At 67.9% G+C, this 14,613-nt stretch carries 9 protein-coding genes; 5 read left to right on the top strand and 4 right to left on the bottom strand.

Annotated features, from left to right (window positions below; genetic code table 11):
* Nucleotides 1-58: 58 nt before the first annotated feature.
* Together lpdA and HMPREF9056_RS05290 are read right to left on the bottom strand one after the other, a co-directional pair.
* The gene (lpdA, locus tag HMPREF9056_RS05295) at nucleotides 59-1,432 is read right to left on the bottom strand and encodes a dihydrolipoyl dehydrogenase (protein ID WP_009403522.1); all 1,374 of its coding nucleotides are present in this window, start codon (nucleotides 1,430-1,432) and stop codon (nucleotides 59-61) included.
* A 235-nt stretch (nucleotides 1,433-1,667) separates the two neighbouring features.
* Nucleotides 1,668-3,716 (bottom strand): leucyl aminopeptidase, encoded by a 2,049-nt coding sequence (locus tag HMPREF9056_RS05290; RefSeq protein WP_009403515.1) that lies wholly within the window; start codon nucleotides 3,714-3,716, stop codon nucleotides 1,668-1,670.
* Between the two features lie 21 nt (nucleotides 3,717-3,737).
* On the opposite strand from HMPREF9056_RS05290, the gene HMPREF9056_RS05285 reads away from it, so the two are divergent.
* Nucleotides 3,738-4,304: a hypothetical protein gene (locus tag HMPREF9056_RS05285; protein ID WP_009403513.1), complete on the top strand. Its 567-nt coding sequence runs from the start codon at nucleotides 3,738-3,740 to the stop codon at nucleotides 4,302-4,304.
* 94 nt (nucleotides 4,305-4,398) lie between these two features.
* Here HMPREF9056_RS05285 and HMPREF9056_RS05280 read toward each other — a convergent pair whose 3' ends face one another.
* A complete protein-coding gene (locus tag HMPREF9056_RS05280) occupies nucleotides 4,399-6,363 on the bottom strand; it encodes a chloride channel protein (RefSeq protein WP_009403511.1) in 1,965 nt (654 codons plus the stop codon).
* Nucleotides 6,363-8,390 (bottom strand): S9 family peptidase, encoded by a 2,028-nt coding sequence (locus tag HMPREF9056_RS05275; RefSeq protein ID WP_009403509.1) that lies wholly within the window; start codon nucleotides 8,388-8,390, stop codon nucleotides 6,363-6,365. The genes HMPREF9056_RS05280 and HMPREF9056_RS05275 overlap by 1 nt, the downstream gene beginning before the upstream one ends.
* A gap of 363 nt (nucleotides 8,391-8,753) precedes the next feature.
* Here HMPREF9056_RS05275 and dxs point away from each other — a divergent pair, with 363 nt between their 5' ends.
* The 4 genes from dxs to pflA all read left to right on the top strand — a co-directional run bounded on the left by dxs (nucleotide 8,754) and on the right by pflA (nucleotide 14,548).
* Nucleotides 8,754-10,826 carry a 1-deoxy-D-xylulose-5-phosphate synthase gene (gene dxs, locus HMPREF9056_RS05270; protein WP_050793002.1) on the top strand — a complete coding sequence of 691 codons (2,073 nt, stop codon included), beginning with the start codon at nucleotides 8,754-8,756 and terminating at the stop codon, nucleotides 10,824-10,826.
* Nucleotides 10,827-11,211: 385 nt separating this feature from the next.
* On the top strand, nucleotides 11,212-13,326 hold the full coding sequence (gene pflB / locus HMPREF9056_RS05265; protein WP_009403503.1) for a formate C-acetyltransferase: 2,115 nt from the start codon (nucleotides 11,212-11,214) through the stop codon (nucleotides 13,324-13,326).
* Nucleotides 13,327-13,402: 76 nt separating this feature from the next.
* Nucleotides 13,403-13,648, top strand: a complete 246-nt coding sequence (gene grcA2 / locus HMPREF9056_RS05260) for an autonomous glycyl radical cofactor GrcA2 (protein WP_003785767.1) — start codon at nucleotides 13,403-13,405, stop codon at nucleotides 13,646-13,648.
* A gap of 24 nt (nucleotides 13,649-13,672) precedes the next feature.
* Nucleotides 13,673-14,548 carry a pyruvate formate-lyase-activating protein gene (gene pflA, locus HMPREF9056_RS05255; RefSeq protein WP_009403500.1) on the top strand — a complete coding sequence of 292 codons (876 nt, stop codon included), beginning with the start codon at nucleotides 13,673-13,675 and terminating at the stop codon, nucleotides 14,546-14,548.
* Nucleotides 14,549-14,613: the final 65 nt, after the last annotated feature.

Genomic DNA, 14,613 nt, shown 5'->3' with positions numbered 1-14,613 from the left:
GAGCGGGCATCTTCACGGACTCGGACATTGCTGTCTTCCTTACTCTTGTCTAGCTGGATCAGCCGTGGTTGTGCAGCGGCTTGCCGGCGAGTGCCATGGCGGCCTCGCCGAGGGTCTCGTTCTGGGTGGGGTGGGCGTGGACCAGGGAGGCAACGTCGTTGGCGTCCGCCTCCCAGGACACCATCAGCTGGCCCTCTCCGACCTGCTCTCCCATGCGGGCACCGATGGCGTGGAAGCCCAGGATGGGGCCGTCCTTGAGGGAGACGAGCTTGACGAAGCCCTGGGTCCCCAGGATCTGGCTCTTGGCGTTCCCGGCCACGTTGAACTCGGCGGTGGTGATGTTGTCCTTGCCATGGGTCTCAGCAGCCTTCGCCTCGGACAGTCCCACAGAGGCGATCTCAGGTTCGCAGAAGGTGACCTTAGGGACCAGGATGTCGTCGACCGGAGTCGGGTCCAGGCCCGCGATCTTCTCCGCCACGACGATGCCCTGGGCGAAGCCGCGGTGGGCGAGCTGGACGCCGGGGACGATGTCGCCCACGGCCCATACGCCGGGGACGTTGGTGCGGCCGTACTCGTCGGCCAGGACGAAGCCGCGGTCCATGGAGACCCCGACCTCCTCATAGCCCAGGTTAGCGGTCGCCGGTCCGCGGCCCACGGCGATGAGAAGGACCTCGGCCTCGTGGGTCTTGCCGTCCTGGGTGCGCACCGTGACGCCGCCGTCGCGGCGCTCGACCGACTCGAACATCGTGTTGGTACGGAAGGTGATCTTGCGCTTGCGGAAGGCGCGCTCGAGCTGCTTGGAGATCGCCTCGTCCTCGTTGGGGACCAGGTGAGGGAGCCCCTCGATGATGGTGACCTGGCTGCCCATGGAGGCCCAGGCCGAGGCGAACTCGACACCGATGACGCCCCCGCCCAGGATCACCGCAGAGGCGGGGACATGGTCCATCTCCAGGGCTTCCTCGGAGGTGATGACGCCCCCGGAGATCTCCTGCCCGATGGTCTTGGAGTAGGAGCCGGAGGCGAGGACCACGTTGCGGCCGGTGATGCGACGGCCGTCAACCTCGACGGCGTCGGCAGCCACCAGGCGCCCCCAGCCCTGGATCAGATCGATGCCCCGCGAGGAGACCAGGCCCTCAAGCCCCTTGTGCATCCGCGAGACGATGCTGTTCTTGTACTTCTGGACACCCGGCATGTCCACGCCCTCGAAGGCGGCCTTGATACCGACCGTGGCGGCCTCGCGCACGGCGTCAGCGGTCTCGGCGGCGTGCAGCAGGGCCTTGGTGGGTACGCAGCCGCGGTGGAGGCAGGTGCCTCCCAGCTTGTCGGCCTCGATGAGGGCGACCTTGAGGCCCAGCTGGGCGCCGCGCAGGGCGGCGGCGTAGCCCCCTGATCCCGCGCCCAGGATGACCATGTCGTAGACGGTCTCTGTCACGAACTCACTCCTTGTTGGTTGGTCACGACGCCCTTATGGGGCGGCTCGGCACGGGGCCATTCTTCCACCTGAAGAGGGCGCACAGGAGCCAGGGGTGTTGCTGTTTAGGGACTAGAGTCCTGAAAACGGGGTGATACGCATCACTGTGTGTGGGTGGTGCCGACAACGGGCCGGCGGGTCTACGCCAGGAGCTGCGGCGCAGACCCCGCCAGCCCGTCGTCAGCAGGTGAGCAGCTCAAGAAAGGATGCTGACCTCGGCGGACAGTGAACGGAGCAGCTCGACTAGGGTGGAGACACCCATCCCCGTGCCGCCTGTCGGTGTCAGTCCCCACGGGGCGGAGTCGTTGTAGGCGGGGCCGGCGATGTCGAGGTGCGCCCACGGCCGACGTCCCACGAACTCGCGTAGGAACAGTCCCGCCGAGAGCATCCCGCCGGCTCGGGAACCGACCTTGGTGTTGCGCAGGTCGGCGAAGGGGGAGTCCAGGGTCGCGCGCAGGTGCGCGGGCAGAGGCATCGGCCAGAAGGACTCTCCGGCCCGTTGGGCCGCGGCCACGACCTCCTCACGAAGGTCAGGTGTCCCCATGACGGCGGCCACGTGGTCGCCCAGGGCAACGATCTGCGCCCCGGTCAGGGTGGCCACGTCCAGGACCGCGTCGGGCTCCTCCGTGACTGCCCGAGCCAGGGCGTCGGCCATGACCAGGCGCCCCTCGGCATCGGTGTTGGTCACCTCCACGGTGGTGCCGTCGAACATCGTGACGACGTCGCTGGGGCGCTGGGCGTCGGCCCCCGGCATATTCTCCGCCAGCGCTAGCCAGGCGGTCACGCGGATCGGCAGCGCCAGACGCGCGGCCGTGATGGCGGTGCCCAGCACGGTGGCGGCGCCGGCCATGTCGGACTTCATCTCCGGCATGGATGCAGCCGGTTTGAGGGACAGCCCTCCGGAGTCGAAGGTGATGCCCTTGCCGATGAGCGCGATGTGCTTGGGGCGGGTCGGGTCGGCATCGTCCTCGGCCTGCGGGCCTGTCCGGCTCGCAGCCCCCGTGGCGGTGTGCGGTGGCACCCACTCCAGGCGGACCAGGCGTGCCGGGTGCACCGAGCCCTGAGCCACCCCGAGGATCCCGCCGAATCCCTGCTCGATCAGGGCCGGGGCGTCCCAGACCTCGACCCGCAGCCCGGCCTCCTGCCCGGCTGAGCGGGCCCTCTCCGCGAAGACCTCCGGCGTCAGACGGTTCGGTGGCTCGTTGACGAGGTCGCGGGTCATGGCCGTGGCCTCGGCCAGGGCCAGGGCTGCGGTCAAGGTCTCCTGCCCCTCCGGAGTGTCGGCCAGGGGGGAGACGACGGAGATGCTCGTCAGTGGAGAGGTCTGCTTGGGAGAGGAGTCCTGTCCCGGACGGTCCTCGTTCTTCGTCGCCTTCCAGGAGTAGGCGCCCAGGGCCGCCCCGTGTGCGACGGCGGCGAGCTGCTCCTCGGAGAGCGTGGGCAGAGCCAGCACCGCGGAGTCGGTTCCGGCCAGCGCCCGGGTGGCGCGTCCGGCGGCCCGACGCAGCAGACCCGTCTGGTCGTAGCCCAGGGCGGCCTCGTCGTCGGCGGTGACGGCAAGCGGATCGGTATCGGCCCACCCCGTTCCGACGCCGACGACAAGAATCGTTGTCGGTCCGTGGTAACTCGTGGTGGTGACCGCTGGGGCCGGCAGGCGCACCACCGAGTCCTGAGTGCCCGAGAAGCCCAGAGAAGGCAGCAGGGCCACGAGAGCATCGATGTCCAGGCCCTCCAGAGCGTCGCTGGAAGGAGACTCCAGGCCTTCCAGGAGGATCTCGGGAGCCTCGGCGCCGTCCCTGCCCGGCGCCGCCGCCAGGACGAGGACGTCAGCGGCCGGCTCACTGCCGGCGGGAGTGTCGGACGCAGCGCCCGTTGAGGAGTCTGACGAGCTGCCTGCTGCGCCGGCCGTGTCGGCTGTGCCGTCGGCGTTGTCCTCCTGGTCCTTCTGGCCGTCGTCCGATTCACGCGCCTGCGTGTCATCCTTGGTGCCCCCGGTGCCCGACGCAGCGCCCTGCCCGGCGCCTGTCGAGCCGGTCCGGCCCCCGGCCCCGGTGGTCTCGGAGTCCTCGGTCTCATCGACCGTGTCGACCTCGGCCTGATTGCTGAGGTCGGTATCCTTACGGTCATCGTCCACCGAGGCGTGTGCGTTCAGGGACTTGGTCAACTTAATGGTGCTCACGTTGTGAATAGTAACGTTCTGGCATCGGTCGGAGGCTGAGCCGGCGCCGCGCGTGCCGGAGGTCATCACGTGGAAAGGTCGTTCCTCATGGACGAGCGCTCATCGGTACGCCCGGTTCAGGACACTCGGCGTCCCGCCTACGGGTGGGGGCGGATCCTGGTCGGCGTCTTCGCCGTCTTCGGGGCGACAGTCCTCATCCCGGCCCTGACCGCCCTGGTTCGAAGCCCCGGTGAGGCGCCCGCGATATGGGCCTTCAACCTCCTGGGAGGTGGCCTGTACGTCCTTCTGGCCGTCTGCGTGGCCCACAACGGGCGCCGCATGCGCAACATCGGTTGGATGTGCCTGGGGGCGCTGGCCACCATGGCGGTGCTCATCGGTGTCCTGACGATGACGAGCCCTTCACCCACGCCTGCAGACCTCAACGCGTCGGTGTGGGCCCACTGGGGGCGATCCCGGTGGTACCTGCCCGCGATCCTCCCGGTGGTGGCCGCTGCATGGATGTGGATGTCCGACCCTCGACGCATCGTGGCCAACGCCGAGCGCATCACCGAGCTGTCCGACTCCCTCTCCGAGAGCTTCACCGAGAAGGCCCGGGCGGTCCAGGAGAGCCGTGGTCTCAAGAGCTCCCGGACCAATGATGCTAATGGAGCCTAGGCCCCGGCGACACCGGCAATGGGGCAGCTTCAGAGCCCGGCGAGGAGAGGTAGGGGAGTGGTTGAGCCCTCAGCGGCCTCGTGCGGCGTCTGCCTCACCGGCGTCGGAGGCGGCGCGTGCTGATCCGGGCGACTCTGCTGATCCTGCGCCGGGGAACGGGACGGGTGTGCCACCTGTCCTGCAGCCGGGAGCCCAGCGAGGTGTAGGTGGCCGCTGCGGCCCGAGCCCGCGCCTGGACCTCGTAGATCCGTTCGACGACGATCCGCTGGTGCACCCAGCCCACCAGTTGCTCGTCCGGCTGATCCTGTTGACGATCACTGCCCGGGCCCGATGCCCGTCCCACCACCGGGAGTCCCTCCATCCGGCTGCGGGTCAGAGCCTCGAGCACGTCGGTCGCCTCGGCCTGGCAGGACAGACGCTCGGAGACCAGAGGAAGGTCCGCCACCGTGGCTGCGGGGCGGGAACCGTCCCCGACGTCGGCGCTCTCCTCGCAGAGGAGAGCGCCGACGACCTGCGCGGCGGTCACACAGCCGAGCAGCTCACGGACGTCATCCGCCCGCACTGTGACCACCGGCAGGGCCGACAGACCGTGCCGGCTCATGAGCTCGGCCGCCTCACGCAGCGACGTCGTGGCCTCGACCGTGGCGGGCGGGTCCACCATGAGCCGGGAGGCGCGGGTACGTCCCAGGAGAGTCGTGGTCATCGGGTCCTCGACGTCCTCACCGCGACGGCGCAGCTCCTCAGTGAACAGTGTGCCGCGCGACAGGAAACGGCTGGCGAAGGTAGCCAGCACTGTGGCCAGCATGAGGGGCAGCAGCAGCGCGTGCTGGCCGGTCATCTCGATGATGAGCAGGACCGCCGTCATCGGAGCGCGAGCCGCGCCGGCGAACACCGCTCCCATTCCGATCACCCCGAAGACCCCGGCTGCCGGAGCGTAGCTGGGCGCCACCAGGGTGCCGAAGGCCGCCCCGAGCGTCCCGCCGATGAACAGGGACGGGGCGAACACTCCTCCGACGAACCCCATTCCCAGCGTCATCGAGGTCGCGAGCATCTTGGCTGCGCACAGCATCAGCAGCAGCGTCAGCGTGTAGCGGCCCGCCAGAGCCCGGTTGAGCGCCGCCGAGGACTCCCCGTACATCTCAGGCAGGACGAGCAGGACGGTGCCGACGGCCAGGCCCCCGATGCCGGGGCGCGCCCAGATCGGGACGCCCAGCCGCTGCCAGGCGCGGGTCAGGACGTCGAGCACGATGAAACGAAGGCGCATGAAGCCGATGCCGACGCCCCCACCCACCACGCCCAGCAGGGCGACCCACCCCAGCTGGGCGTCCCCGGACAGGTCCAGGTAGGGAAGCGACAGCGACAGGGTCGTGCCCAGCAGGTGGTGGGAAAGGACCGTTGAGGACACGCAAGCCAGGACGATGACGATGAAGGCGTCGGCGCTGAAGCCCATGAGAATGACCTCCAGGGCGAAGAAGGCCCCCGCCAGCGGAGCGTTGAAGGCCGCCGCGATCCCGGCGGCGGTGCCGGCGGATGCCAGGTAGCGCACCGGAAGTCTCGGCAGGCCCAGCCCCCTGCCGATGACGCTCGCCGTGGAGGCCCCCAGCTCTGCGATCGGTCCCTCGGGGCCCACCGAGCCGCCGCCGCCGATCGTCAGGGCCGACGACGTCGTCATCGCCAAGGCGGGGATCGGCGCCATCGTGCCGTTTCCGTGTCTCGTGGACCAGATGATACCGGCCACCCCGTGGCCTGTGGGCGTGTGGCCCAGCCGGGACATGAGCGGACCCACGATGAGGCCTGAGAGGACGGGGGCGACGAGGACGAACCACGCGCCGAGCGCCGCCAGCGAGCCCACCGAGGGACCCATGGAGACGGTGTAGTCATCGGCCCCGGTGAGCAGCTGGGACCAGGTGTCGATCCCCATTCGGAACAGCACAGCTCCCAGACCCGAGGTGAGCCCCACCAGCACTGCCAGGATGTAGAGCCCGAGGCGATGATGACGGAAGAGGCTGCCCGTACGCCGCAACAGGGGCTGGGACATCCTCTTCCAGGCGTGATCCATCAGCGCAGGTTCTCCACCTTGACCATGAAGGTGTCCTCCTCGCCGCGCTGCTCAGCCTCGGAGCAGGAGGAGCCGATGCTCCACACCTGACGGTAGAAGCTCAGCTCGGCCTCGTAACGGCGACGAATGTTCGTGGCCAGGCGGAAGCCGTGGCCCTCTCCCTGGAAGATCTCCAGGGCCACCGGGGCGCCGGCGGTCTTGAGGGCCTCATACATGGCCGTGGCCTGCTCCGGCGGGACGATTGGGTCCTCCGAGCCCTGGATGAGCAGCAGCGGCACGCCGATGTCCTCGATGTGGTTGATGGGGCTGCGCTCGTCCAGGACCGGGTCATCGATGTCCTGGGTCCCCATGAGCTGGCCGATGTAGTGCGACTCGAACTTGTGGGTCGTACGCACCAGCCTCTTGAGGTCGGTCACCCCGAAGCAGGAGCTGGCCGCCGTGAACACCGTGGAGCGAGTGATGGCCGACAGCACCGTGAAGCCACCGGCCGACCCGCCGCGGATCGCGAGACGTCGAGGGTCCACGAGCCCGGCGTCCACCAGGTGCTGGGCGCCACTGACGCAGTCGTCGACGTCATAAATGCCCCACTTGCCCTCCAGGGCCTTGCGATAACCCGTTCCGTAGCCCATGGAACCGCGGTAGTTGACGTCGAGGTAGGCGAAGCCCCGACTGGTCCAGTACTGGATCCTTAGGTCGTAGCCGGGCACGGCCGTCGCCGTCGGGCCCCCGTGGACGTTGACGATGAGGGGAGGCAGTTCGCCCTCGCCCCCCACGTGGGAGGCGGACGTCGGCGGGTAGTAGAAGCCATGGGCGGTCGCGCCGTCGCTCGTGGGCCAGGAGACCGGGTTGGGGAAGGAGACCCCGATGCCCTCGGGCTCGAACTCGCCCGAGCCTCGCAGCACCTGCACCGCGCCGTTCTTGACCTCCACGATGCTCGGCATCGCCATCTCGTTGGAGGCCAGCATGACGACGCGACCGGCGCTGGAGGCCACGTTACCGATTGGCTGCCAGCCCACGTTCCACTCCTCGAGCTCACCGTTGGCGAGCTTGATGGTCCCCAGGTGGGACACCGCGTCCCGGGCCCAGGTGGTGATGATGTGGTCGGCGTCGAGCACGTCGAAGGAGTGCGGGCCCAGCTGCCAGGCGGGGGTGGTGAAGGTGGCCTCGGCCGGGTGCAGCGGCCGGGTGCGCAGGTTCTTCGACCAGCCCGTGCGGTTGGTGCCGCGCCCCGGGAAGCCCTCGGTGCGGTAGAGGTTCCAGAAGCCGGAGGCGTTCGAGCCGTGGACGAGCTCGCACTCCTCTGTCCACCGGGGCTCTGAGACCGAGTGCCCGTCCCCGCCGTCCACCAGCGCCTGCTCACCGATCGTCCCGTCCGGACCCAGATCGCCCACGTGCAGGGCGGCGTTGTCCCACGGCATCCCCGGGTGGTCCCAGGTGACCCAGGCCAGGTGCTCACCGTCGGGTGATAGCGTCGGAGCGACCACGAAGTCCGTCCCCGATACCAGCGTGCGCACACGCGAGTCATCTCGCGCCGCCGAGCCGTCAAGTGGAATCGCCACCAGAGTGTTGACGGCCTCGCCCTCACCACGGTGGTCCTCGCGGACCGCGTAGACCAGGCCCCGCCCCGTGTCGATCTCCAGGTCGCCGTGACGCACGTCGCCGTAGATCGTCAACGGCACCAGACCGCGAAGGCGGTGCGCCACGTCGTAGCGGTACAGACGCCCGTCACCGGCGTGGGAGACCACGATGATCCCGCCGTCGACGGCGTACGCTCGCCCACCGTACTCGTGCACCCGGGTGCGTACATCGACCAGTTCATCGGCCGGCGTCAGCGGAAGCACCTCACCGGTCTGACCGTCGCCGTCACGGCGCAGCAGGACGTTGCGCCCGGCCTGAGAGGCGCGCTGCTCCACCCAGTAGGTGTCGCCACCGTCCACGCGGACCTGGGACAGCAGAACCGTCCGGGTCGTGATCGTGCCTGGAGTGATGGGCGAGGGCCAGGTGCCGAAAGGGGCTGTGGTGCTCATGGTTCCTCCTGGAAGGCTGTCCTGAGGGCGATCGGGCGATCGGGAGCGACGCCGCGGGCCGGCGGGCGCGAACGGTCCCGACGGTCAGGGCATACAGTACGTGCTCATCCGTGACCCGCGTGACAGGTGATCGCACGATGGTCAGGATCGCCCTATGCTGAAGGCCGCCCATGAACGGCGGTGCCAGGAAAAACAACGGCGCACAGACAGCATGGACAATGTCGGGGAAACGACCTGCGTGCTCACCGGCTACTCTTTGCCGGATGCCCTACCGGCACACCCCGCCCACCGGTTGCCGTCAACGCACTCACGCATGAACGACAACTCACCACCTCGACAAGGAGACTCACCGTGCCAGCAACCGTGCCAGCAGATGGGCACACTGGTCGGCCCGCCGAGCAGACCGGCAGAGCACTCCTGTCCTCTGTGCGAAAGCCCGCCGACCTCAACCGCCTCACCAGTGACGAGCTGGTGGCGCTCGCGGCCGAGATCCGCCGTCACCTCGTCGCCTCGGTGGCGCGCACCGGCGGTCACCTGGGTCCCAACCTCGGTGTCGTGGAGCTGACGATCGCCCTGCACCGCACCTTTCGCTCACCGCGGGACACCATCGTCTTCGACACTGGTCATCAGGCCTACGTCCACAAGCTGCTCACCGGCCGTCAGGACTTCACCCATCTGCGTGAGCGGAGCGGGCTGTCCGGTTACCCGTCACGGGCCGAGTCCGTCCACGACGTCGTGGAGAACTCTCACGCCTCCACCTCCTTGTCCTGGGCCGACGGCATCGCCCGGGCCAACCACCTGCAGGGCCACGACGAGCGACACGTCGTCGCCGTCATCGGCGACGGAGCCATGACCGGGGGCATGGCCTGGGAGGCCCTGGACAACATCGCCGACTCCTCAGACCGGCACCTGGTCATCGTCGTCAATGACAACGGCCGCTCCTACGCACCCACCATCGGGGGACTGGCCCACCACCTCGACGCGCTGCGCACCAACCCCGGCTACGAGCGCGTCCTGTCCGGGGTCAAGCGCACCCTCCTGTCCCAGGGGGCCCCGGGCCGGGCCGCCTTCGACGCTCTCCACGGTCTCAAACGAGGGCTCAAGGACGTGCTCGTCCCCTCGGCCTTCTTCGAGGACCTGGGGATCAAGTACACCGGGCCGGTCGACGGCCACGACATCACCGCCATCGAGTTCGCCCTCACCCGGGCCCGCGAGTACGCCGAGCCGGTCATCGTCCACGTCATCACCGAGAAGGGGCGCGGATACACCCCCGCCGAGGAGCACGGCCCCGACCGCTTCCACGCCGTGGGGCAGATCCATCCCGAGACCGGTCTGCCCGTCGTGGCCGAGCGCTTCGGATGGACCTCCGTCTTCGCCGAGGAGATCGTCTCCCTGGCGCGCTGCGACGATCGGATCGTCGGGGTCACCGCGGCAATGCAGGCTCCCGTCGGCCTCCAGCCCATGGCCGACGCCATGCCGGAGCGGGTCATCGACGTCGGTATCGCCGAGCAGCACGCGCTCACCTTCTCAGCCGGGCTGGCGTTCGCCGGCATGCACCCTGTGGTGGCGCTCTACGCCACCTTCCTCAACCGTGCCTTCGACCAGGTGCTCATGGACGTCGCACTGCACCGCGCAGGAGTGACGATCGTGCTGGACCGGGCCGGAATCACCGGAACCGACGGCGCCAGCCACAACGGCATGTGGGACATGGCGCTGCTGGCTCACGTCCCGGGCCTGCGCCTGGCCGCTCCTCGCGACGAGACGACGCTGCGAGACAGCCTGCGACTGGCCGTGAGCGTCGACGACGCCCCAACCGTCGTGCGCTACCCCAAGGGCACCCTGCTCGAGCCGCTGACGGTGGTGCGCCGCCTCGGGCCGAAGGATGCTGAGAAGAGCCCGTGCGACGCGGGTGCCGAGGCGGACACCCCGGTGGATGAGGCGGGGGGAGAGGACAGCAGCTTCGACGTCGTCGACGTGCTGCTGGAGAGCCTCGGCCCATACGATACTTCCTCGATCCTGCTGGTGGGGGTCGGGGTCATGGCCGCCGAGACCTGCGAGGCCGGCCGGATCCTCCAGCAGGAGGGCCGCTGTACCACCGTGGTGCACCCGCACTGGGTCATTCCGGCCCCGCGTCCTCTTGTTGCGGCCGCCGCCGAGGCCGACGTCGTCGTCGTGGTCGAGGACGGGCTGGTCGACGGCGGCATCGGGTCCCAGCTGCGTGATGCCGTTGAGGACCATCATGCCGCCCACCCCGGTGAGGCCGGCTCCCCGGTCTTCCGTCGCATCGGCATCCCGCGTCAGTTCATCGACACCGCCACCCGAGCCGAGCTGCTGGAGGACTTCGGTATGCGGGCCGCCGATATCGCCGAGGCGGCCAGGACCGTGGCCGACAGCGTCGCCGGCTTGCCGGCCGTCCGGGACCTTGGGGCCGAGTAGACGCGCAGCAGCGATGAAGTCCAGCTCCTGGCGCACCGGTTGTCGACCGTGCAGCCGACTGCTGCTGGGACGCCTGTCCTAAATCTTGTGACAGGTCGACAGCCTGAGGGCGTACTCTCCTTCGCCGATATCGCCGAAGGTAGAGCAACGTTGCTCGCAGCCGACGATCATCTTTCCGAACGGTAGTGATAGGGACTTATGTCCTAGTTTAGGGTAGTGCTGATTGGCCTGTGAGTCATCACACCGGACCTTCTTGGGACCAGTGGCCCACAAGGCCTCGCAGGAGTTCTAGTCTGAGACCGACGGCGCGCCGATGTGCCGCCTCGCCTCACAAGGGCGATCGCAACCGGGTGGCCCTCCGGTCACCCACACGAGGAGGGCACGGATGACCACTGAGGTCACAACATCTGCCACCACGGTGAGCGGCAATGACGCCTGGGAGGGCTTCGTTACCGGACCGTGGACCGAGGACATTGACGTCCGCGACTTCATCCAGCGTAACTACACCCCCTACGACGGTGACGCCTCGTTCCTCGCTGGCGCCACGGACAAGACCCTGCGCCTGTGGGACACCCTGGAGAAGGACTACCTCTCCGAGGAGCGCAAGGTCCGCATCCTCGACGTCGACACCCATATTCCCGCCGACATCGACGCGTTCCCGGCCGGTTACATCAGCGAGGACGATGACGTCATCGTTGGTCTGCAGACGGACTCCCCGCTGCGTCGCGCCATGATGCCCAACGGCGGCTGGCGCATGGTGGAGACCGCCATCAAGGAGGCGGGCAAGGAGGTCGACCCCGAGGTCAAGAAGATCTTCACCCGCTACCGCAAGACCCACAACGACGCGGTCTTCGACATCTACACCCCGCGCATCCGCGCGGCGCGCTCGAGCCACATCATCACCGGTCTGCCCGATGCCTACGGCCGTGGCCGCATCATCGGCGACTACCGCCGCGTGGCGCTCTACGGTGTCGACTTCCTCATCGAGGAGAAGCAGAAGGCCAAGGACTCCGTGGCCGACAAGCCCTTCTCCGAGCACTGGGCCCGATTCCGCGAGGAACACTCCGAGCAGATCAAGGCGCTCAAGAAGCTCAAGATCATGGCCGCCTCCTACGGCTATGACATCTCCGGCCCGGCCAAGAACGCCCACGAGGCCGTCCAGTGGACGTACTTCGCCTACCTGGCTTCCGTGAAGTCCCAGGACGGTGCCGCCATGAGCATCGGCCGGCTCTCGGCCTTCCTGGACATCTACTTCGAGCGGGACCTGCGCAACGGCGTCATCGACGAGACCCGTGCTCAGGAGCTCATCGACAACATCGTCATGAAGCTGCGCATCACGCGCTTCCTGCGCACCATCGACTACGATCAGATCTTCTCCGGAGACCCCTACTGGGCCACCTGGTCAGACGCCGGCTTCGGTGAGGACGGTCGCGCCCTGGTCACCAAGACCTCCTTCCGCCTGCTGCAGACCCTGCGCAACCTCGGTCCCGCCCCGGAGCCGAACATCACGATCTTCTGGGACGAGAACCTGCCGCAGGGCTACAAGGACTTCTGCGCCCTCATCTCGATCACGACCTCCTCCATCCAGTACGAGGCTGACGAGCAGATCCGTGAGCACTGGGGTGATGACGCCGCAATCGCCTGCTGCGTGTCGCCGATGCGCGTGGGCAAGCAGATGCAGTTCTTCGGCGCCCGTGTCAACTCCGCCAAGGCACTGCTCTACGCCATCAACGGCGGCCGTGACGAGATGACCGGTAAGCAGGTCGTCACCGGTCTGCCCGGTGTCGAGGGTGACGGCCCCCTCGACTTCGACGACGTCTGGGACAGGTACGAGAAGATGCTCGACTGGGTGGTGGCCACCTACGTCGAGGCCCTCAACATCATCCACTACTGCCACGATCGCTACGCCTATGAGTCCATCGAGATGGCGCTGCACGACTCCGACATCGTGCGCACCATGGGCTGCGGCATCGCGGGCCTGTCGATTGTGGCCGACTCCCTGGCGGCCATCAAGTACGCCAAGGTAACCCCGGTTCGTGACGAGACCGGCCTGGTGATCGACTATGTCACCGAGGGCGACTTCCCGATCTACGGCAACGACGACGACCGCGCCGACGACATCGCCGCCACCGTGGTCCACACGATCATGTCCAAGATCAAGGCCCAGCCTTTCTACCGGGATGCCATCCCGACCCAGTCGGTGCTGACCATCACCTCCAACGTCGTCTACGGCAAGGCCACGGGCTCCTTCCCCTCAGGACACCAGAAGGGCACGCCCTTCTCTCCCGGTGCCAACCCGGAGAACGGAATGGACACCCACGGAATGGTCGCCTCGATGCTCAGTGTCGGCAAGCTCGACTACAACGACGCCCTCGACGGGATCTCGCTGACCAACACGATCACCCCCCAGGGGCTGGGACGCACGCTCGACGAGCGCGTCGCCAACCTCGTGGGCATCCTCGACGCCGGCTTCGTCCCCGACGACTGCGCCGAGATCTGATCCAGCCGTTCAACCGGCTGATCGCACCGCAGCAACTACTCACACATCAGTATCACCACCTCAGAAAGGGGCCACCATGGCCACGTACGAAGAGCGCCTCGCCTCCATGAAGGCACAGCGTCAGGACAACGGCGGCGTCAAGGGCCTGTACCACGCCAACATCAACGTCCTGGACCGCAACACCCTCGAGGACGCGATGGAGCACCCGGAGAACTACCCGAACCTCACCGTTCGCGTCTCCGGCTACGCCGTCAACTTCGTCAAGCTGACTCGCGAGCAGCAGCTTGACGTCCTCCACCGCACCTTCCACGCCCAGGCCTGAGCCCTGGAGCACGGCGAGCGGTCCATGACGCAGACCACGACGACCGTGCGCGACGGCGGTCGGGACCAGGACTTCCTGGCCCCGGCCGCCCGTTTGCGCGGGGCGGGTATCGGCGGGCTCGAGGAGCTGACGGATCTTCAGCGCTCTGAGCGCCTGGCGCGGATGCGGGCGGGCGAGCTGGGCTCGATCCACTCCTGGGAACTCGTCACCGCGGTGGACGGCCCCGGTACCCGGATGACCGTCTTCCTCAATGGATGTCCCCTGCGGTGTCTGTACTGCCACAATCCCGACACCTTCCTCATGAAGGACGGAGAGCCGGTTGAGGCCTCGGAGCTTCTGCGCCGCATGCGCCGCTACCGGGGAGTGTTCCGCGCGTCCAAGGGCGGAATCACGCTGTCAGGCGGCGAGGTTCTCATGCAGCCCGCCTTCGCGGGCAGGCTTCTGTCCGGTGCCAAGAAGATGGGCATCCACACCTGCATCGACACCTCCGGTTTCCTGGGGGCCAATGCCAGTGATGAGATGCTCGACAACATCGATCTGGTCCTGCTCGATGTCAAGAGCGGCGATGAGGAGACCTACAAGAGGGTGACGGGGCGCTCCCTGGCCCCGACGATCACCTTCGGCGATCGGCTGGCGGCCAAGGGGATCGAGATCTGGGCCCGGTTCGTTCTGGTTCCAGACCTGACGGACGATCCTGAGAACGTCCACAACGTGGCTCGGATCATCGAGCGCTGGGGCTCGGTCAGCCGCGTTGAGGTACTGCCCTTCCATCAGATGGGTACCGATAAGTGGGATGCTCTGGGCCTGACGTATCAGCTGCGTGACACCAGGCCTCCGGAGCCGGAGCTCGTGGAGTCCACTCGCGCGATCTTCCGTTCCTACGGTTTTGAGGTTCACTGAGACTCACGGAGCCTCTCAGAGGCCGCCGGGTACCGGAGGAGACAGAGACGACGGTGTGCCATCCA

Origin of the sequence: Actinomyces sp. oral taxon 170 str. F0386, assembly GCF_000195595.1 — a bacterium.
In the GTDB taxonomy this organism is placed as follows: domain Bacteria; phylum Actinomycetota; class Actinomycetes; order Actinomycetales; family Actinomycetaceae; genus Actinomyces.
This window is presented reverse-complemented; position numbering and strand designations above follow the sequence as displayed.

Coding starts and splice junctions, on each gene's coding strand:
- HMPREF9056_RS05290 (WP_009403515.1), bottom strand. CDS start 3,716: ATGACCTCCGGCACGCGCGGCGCCGGCTCAGCCTCCGACCGATGCCAG.
- HMPREF9056_RS05285 (WP_009403513.1), top strand. CDS start 3,738: ATGGACGAGCGCTCATCGGTACGCCCGGTTCAGGACACTCGGCGTCCC.
- HMPREF9056_RS05280 (WP_009403511.1), bottom strand. CDS start 6,363: ATGGATCACGCCTGGAAGAGGATGTCCCAGCCCCTGTTGCGGCGTACG.
- HMPREF9056_RS05275 (WP_009403509.1), bottom strand. CDS start 8,390: ATGAGCACCACAGCCCCTTTCGGCACCTGGCCCTCGCCCATCACTCCA.
- pflB (WP_009403503.1), top strand. CDS start 11,212: ATGACCACTGAGGTCACAACATCTGCCACCACGGTGAGCGGCAATGAC.
- grcA2 (WP_003785767.1), top strand. CDS start 13,403: ATGGCCACGTACGAAGAGCGCCTCGCCTCCATGAAGGCACAGCGTCAG.
- pflA (WP_009403500.1), top strand. CDS start 13,673: ATGACGCAGACCACGACGACCGTGCGCGACGGCGGTCGGGACCAGGAC.